Here is a 4,987-nt window from a genome sequence, read left to right on the forward strand (position 1 = left end):
GGGCTATGCCGCCAAGGATTGGAAGACGGCCATGAACCAATTCGCTATTCTTTACGCGGATCGGTTTATTCGATCATCCGTGTGAATCTCAAACCCGCCTTGAACACGGAAATCCTGACACCCCCCGCCACTGTGGGGTTTAGCGAAGCCTACCTTGAGCCCCTTAATATTTATTCCATGTTGTGCGCTGCTATTGAGCTTGACGGCTCGCCGTTGGGCTTGGTGTGCTGTGAAAACTCAGCGCAAGTAAAAGTCTGGAGCCAGCAGGACCTGCAATATCTTCAACAAGGTGCAGCAATGGTCGGTTTGGCGATGAAGAAGTTTGGTGGCTGAGCTGATGTAGGTTGCCAAGGCATGGATACTTAGGGTCGCTAACAAAACCCTTCTGGCGTTGTTGCGCAAGTTTGCCGTACCCACGTACGGTCTACGCTTGCCCGCTTGGCCAGAATCGCTTCGCTGGGTTTTGTTAGCTACTCTTAAGCGTCACTACTTACCTTTGTCTTGGTTGGTGTAACGATATCTCTGCTGTCCTTACTTATTTTTTGCTTTGTTTTGTACCTGTTCGCGAAGCTTTGAACGGGTTCTTATTAAGGTTGGCCATGAGCGGGTTGACGGCATATCATCGCCAGCTCTGTTAAGCCAACCGAGCTATTCTGTTATGCCCAATCCCGACCGTGATTTTTCCGATGAGGAATTGCTGCGCTATAGCCGGCATATCCTGCTCGATGAGATTGGCATTGAGGGCCAACGCAAACTAGCTGCTGCCAGCGTCCTGATTGTGGGCTTGGGGGGCTTGGGCTCCCCCGCCGCGATGTATCTCGCTTCTGCCGGTATAGGGCGGCTTTTGCTGGCGGATGCAGATACGGTGGAGTTGACGAATCTGCAGCGCCAGATCGTACATCGGCAAGGTAGCCTGGGGCTGGCGAAGGTTTTTTCAGCACAAGCAACGCTAGTGGGTATCAACCCCGACATCGCCATCGTGCCAATATCAGAGCGACTGCAAGGAGAGTCGCTTATGGCGGCTATCGGCCAAGCTGATGTGGTGCTCGACTGTTCAGACAATTTTCCAACCAGGCACGCTGTTAATCGTGCTTGCTTTACGTTGGGCAAACCACTGGTTTCCGGTGCCGCTGTGCGTTTTGATGGCCAGTTCGCGGTGTTTGACCCGCGCCAAAAGCAGAGCCCTTGTTACCGTTGCCTGTTCGATGAAGATGGCGAAGCCAGTGATGGCCCCTGCGCAACATTCGGCGTGTTTGCGCCTTTGGTTGGCATTATCGGGGCGATGCAGGCCGCTGAAGCCATGAAAATACTGCTCGATATGCCGGGCGTGCCCTTGGGTAAATTGATGGTGCTCGATTTGCGTACGCACGAATGGCGCAGCCTGCGATTCAAGCGAGATCCTGCCTGCCCAGTCTGCTCAGCTAGAAATTAGCGGGCATTTGCGACTTCATATAGCCAACAGTTTTTCCATGTACGTTTCCCTATTTCCATAGAGACATACCAGTTTAATGCCGGTGCTCGGTTTCGGTAATAGGAGAGCTTGGCTCACTGTTGCTCGAAAGCCCCGCAGTCTGGCTCCACATCGCTACTGTGTAGGCACTTGGGTTTCATCGTTCTGTTTACTGTAGCTATAGCGATTTAAGCGTCTTACTTGGCTATTAATCGTTCGCCATGGTACTTCGTTACGTATATTATTAATGACATAAGCATAAATAGATATGTAAAGTCATTGCATGAGATACCAAGTTAATACATCATTGTTACCAATTTGGTGTAAATGGTTGATACCGGTATTGTCCAGCTTACGATTTCCCTGTCAGGGTGCGAGGGGCAGTGGAATCGAGATGTAGACCGGTCTAGCTAACCGGTGACCTCGCTCTTCCCTTCTTGGATGGAGACACCGTATGTACAGCAACCCCAAGCAGTCCCGGCATTTTTCTCTGTGTAGCATCACGGCAGGTCTTGTAACGGCCGGCATTTTGTATGCGCCTGGTGCATTGGCCGCCGACTGTGCTGTTACTTGGACTGAAGGCAATACCTACGCCGCAGGTAGCCAGACTTCCTATCACGGCAATAACTATAAAGCGTTGGTTACCCACACTGCTCATGTGGGTGCGAATTGGAATCCGACAGCTTCACCTACTTTGTGGCAACCGCAAGGTAGTTGCTCTGGGAGCGGCGGACCTGCCCCTATACCGGCTCCTGTACCTACACCTGTGCCAACACCGGCACCAACTCCTAGCCCGAATGTCTGCTACGTCCTTTGGCTGGGCGATACCATTTATAACGGCGGACAGCGCGTCACTTATGAAGGCCGCAATTACGAAGCCAAGTGGTGGACCCGCGGTGATGTGCCCACTTCAAATGTCGGCGATGGTAAGCCTTGGAAAGACATCGGCGCATGCTCGATAACGCCAACGCCAACGCCAACGCCAACGCCAACGCCAACGCCAACGCCAACGCCAACGCCAACGCCAACGCCAACGCCAACGCCAACACCGACACCGACACCGACACCGGGCGCGCGGCAGGTTGGGTCTTACTTTGCCCAGTGGGGGATTTACGGTCGTAATTATCAGGTGAAGCAGATTGAGACCTCGGGCTCAGCCGCGAAGCTGACCTTCCTGAACTATGCCTTCGGTAACGTCTACAAGAAGAACGGCGGATACGAGTGTGATATTCAATACCGTACCGAGTCCGGTAATGGCGATGGTGGAGATCCGTTTGCGGATTACAGCAAATCCTTCTCGGCAGCCGCTTCTGTGGATGGTGTTGCCGATAAATGGGATAGCCCATTGCGCGGGAACTTCGGCCAACTTAAACGGCTGAAGACACGTTACCCAGGCATCAGTCCGATGATTTCCTTGGGTGGTTGGACCTGGTCGCGGTGGTTCTCGGCTGCGTCGGAAACTGATGCCCTGCGTAAACAGCTGGTGAAAAGCTGTATCGATGTCTACATCAAGGGGAATCTGCCTGCGTATGACGGAGCGGGTGGTGCTGGTGCGGCAGCCGGATTGTTCGATGGCATCGACATCGATTGGGAGTTCCCAGGTGTTCAGGGCTTTGGTTACAACACGGTCAGCCCTGCTGATAAGCAGAACTTTACCTTGTTGCTCAAAGAGTTCCGTACACAGCTTGATACATTGGGAGCGACAACCGGTAAGCGGTACAAGCTGACGGTGGCGATAGGTGCTGGTAAGGACAAGATAGGCATGACTGAGCCTGCTCAATACAGCCAGTATCTGGATTGGATCAATCTCATGTCGTACGACTTCCATGGTGGATGGGATGCCAAGGGTCCGACAGACTTCCATTCGCATCTGACCAACGACCCAGCCAGCCCGAATGCATCAACGCCATTAGGTGCAAGCTACAACATCCAAGGGGCGGTGAACACACTGCTTGCAGCAGGTACCCCACCGGGCAAGATTGTGGTGGGTATTCCTTTCTATGGACGTGGCTGGACCGGTGTAAATAATGTGGGCAATGGCCTTTACCAGGCAGCCAGTGGTCCGGCTCGCGGTACCTATGAAGCTGGCATTGAGGACTACAAAGTACTCAAGAACGCGCCAGGCCAGATCTTTACTCACCCGGTTACCAAGCAAAGCTGGAAGTTCGACGGAAATACTTTCTGGTCTTACGATACACCGGCCGATATTCAGACCAAGATTGACTACGTTAAAGCCAAGGGGTTGGGTGGCATGATGAGTTGGTCGATGGACGGTGATACCGCGGATGGTGAACTGATGAGCAAGATGAGTACGGTGCGGTAAGCCGTTTCTCCTGCCTTCGGGATATTTGGCAAACATCTCCCTGTCTTGTGCAGGGGGTGTTTGTCGTATCGCCTCCTTATCGTTTATGAACAAAGAAAGGTAGATAGGAGGCGGTAATGCCCGAGTTGAGTAAAGAGTGGCAGGTATGGCTGAAGGATAACCATGCCCGGGGGTGCTCGGCGGAGTCGATGGTTGAAGCCATGGTAGGGGCTGGGTTCAATGTACAGTATGCCAGCGTGGTTGTTGCAGACGTCAGTGCTGGTGGCGAATTGCAGGTAGCAGTGCCAGTCAGCCAGGTGACCGGCGAATATCGTTATGAAGATTGGCCGCCATTTTTGTTAGGAAATCGGCTTGATGGTGGCGATGCTTTGGCGACGGTGGCATTACGTTGCGAGCGGCCTCAAGTACTGGTGCTTGATGGTGTGCTGTCCGATGAAGAGTGCGATGAAGTGATCGTTCGCGCTCAATCCAAGTTGCGTCGGTCCACCACGGTAGACCCATTAAGTGGTGAGGAGAGCGTGATTGCTCAACGCAGTAGCGATGGCACCTTCTTCACCTTGAATGAAGATAGTCTGATTGCCCGGCTCGATGCTCGTATCGCCCGGCTGATGGATTGTCCGGTGGAAAACGGTGAAGGGCTACAGATTCTTCGCTATGGGGTTGGTGGTGAATACCGTCCGCACTTTGATTACTTTCCACCCACCGATCCAGGCAGTGTTAAGCATATCGCCAAAGGTGGGCAGCGCGTGGCTACCATGGTGATCTACCTGAGTAATGTAACCCAAGGCGGTGCAACCATTTTTCCTGACGTAGGTTTAACGGTTAATCCACGTAAGGGCAGTGCTGTGTATTTCCGTTACACCAATAGCCATGGCCAGATAGACCCACTCAGCCTGCATGGCGGTGCGCCTGTCGAAGCGGGGGAGAAATGGATCATGACCAAGTGGGTGCGCCAGCGGCGTTATAGCTAGACGAATTGGACCCTGCTTACGATCTGTCGCTACGTAGCGGGCGGCCTGTCAATTAGTCGGAGACTTAACTGTATAGTCTGAGGCGATCTGATCGCGGTGGTGCGCTGGATCAGTCATCTGAGGTAGCCTGAATTCCGTAGACACACCTGATTGGTAAACTTGAGCCAACAGGAGGCTGCGGTGAGTAAGAGAGAAACACAAAGCTATACGTCGGAATACCGAGCGGAAGCCATCAAGTTAGTG

At 53.0% G+C, this 4,987-nt stretch carries 4 protein-coding genes; all 4 read left to right on the plus strand.

The window, feature by feature from the left end; genetic code table 11:
* Window positions 1-132: 132 nt before the first annotated feature.
* Complete coding sequence (locus tag ACUHMQ_RS19980) at window positions 133-333, plus strand: GAF domain-containing protein (RefSeq protein WP_445297211.1); 201 nt, start codon at window positions 133-135, stop codon at window positions 331-333.
* A gap of 325 nt (window positions 334-658) precedes the next feature.
* Complete coding sequence (locus tag ACUHMQ_RS19985) at window positions 659-1,432, plus strand: HesA/MoeB/ThiF family protein (RefSeq protein WP_445297208.1); 774 nt, start codon at window positions 659-661, stop codon at window positions 1,430-1,432.
* Between the two features lie 472 nt (window positions 1,433-1,904).
* Window positions 1,905-3,773 carry a glycosyl hydrolase family 18 protein gene (locus ACUHMQ_RS19990; RefSeq protein WP_445297209.1) on the plus strand — a complete coding sequence of 623 codons (1,869 nt, stop codon included), beginning with the start codon at window positions 1,905-1,907 and terminating at the stop codon, window positions 3,771-3,773.
* Window positions 3,774-3,889: 116 nt separating this feature from the next.
* On the plus strand, window positions 3,890-4,744 hold the full coding sequence (locus tag ACUHMQ_RS19995) for a 2OG-Fe(II) oxygenase (protein ID WP_445297210.1): 855 nt from the start codon (window positions 3,890-3,892) through the stop codon (window positions 4,742-4,744).
* Window positions 4,745-4,987 lie beyond the last annotated feature (243 nt).

The organism is Chitinimonas violaceus, from assembly GCF_052601015.1.

Bases quoted from the DNA above. Each gene is read 5' to 3' on its own strand.
- ACUHMQ_RS19985 (WP_445297208.1), top strand. From the start codon at position 659: ATGCCCAATCCCGACCGTGATTTTTCCGATGAGGAATTGCTGCGCTAT.
- ACUHMQ_RS19990 (WP_445297209.1), top strand. From the start codon at position 1,905: ATGTACAGCAACCCCAAGCAGTCCCGGCATTTTTCTCTGTGTAGCATC.
- ACUHMQ_RS19995 (WP_445297210.1), top strand. From the start codon at position 3,890: ATGCCCGAGTTGAGTAAAGAGTGGCAGGTATGGCTGAAGGATAACCAT.